This window comes from Aquabacterium sp. A08 (assembly GCF_011742065.1).
On record NZ_JAAQQT010000132.1, the window covers coordinates 1 to 626 of the forward strand.

Genomic DNA, 626 nt, shown 5'->3' on the forward strand with positions numbered 1-626 from the left:
TCGCCGCTGCGCATCACCCGCGGCGACGACTTCCAGAGCCTGAACGTGCGCGGCCTGTACCCGGCCGGCGAAGGCGCGGGTTACGCCGGCGGCATCTTGTCGGCGGGGGTGGACGGCCTCAAGGTGGCCGAGGCCGTGGCCCGCGCCGCCCTGGGGGTGCCCACCCCGGCCTGAGGCCAGCCAATGCCCCGACTGCCCCACTAGAATGGCAGGCGAACTGACCAGGGAGGGATGGGACCGATGGGCATCACTTGTGGAAACTGCGGCACCGACAACCGGGACACCGCCAAACGCTGCAAGCAATGCGGCACCGCGCTCGCACGGTCTTGCCCGGCCTGCGGCACGGCCAACAAGCCTGAGGCCCGCTTCTGCGCCGGCTGCGGTCACGGCTTTCTGACGCCACCCGTGGGGGTCCCCGAGACGGCTCCGGACCCGACCCCGCTCCCCACGCCACAGCCCCAGCTGGCGCCTGCGCCAATGCCCGTCCCGGAGGCCGCACCGGCCCCAGGCGCCGTTGCAGGACCGGCGGACCCTGCACCTGCACCTGCACCTGCACCTGCACCTGCACCTGCACCTGCACCTGCACCTGCACCTGCACCTGCACCTGCACCTGCACCTGCACCTGC

General features: G+C 72.4%; 1 protein-coding gene. It reads left to right on the top strand.

What is annotated here, in order from left to right; translation table 11 throughout:
• Positions 1 to 240 precede the first annotated feature (240 nt).
• Positions 241 to 626: double zinc ribbon domain-containing protein (locus HA630_RS25795; protein ID WP_208299889.1), on the top strand; the 386-nt coding region annotated here is incomplete at its 3' end.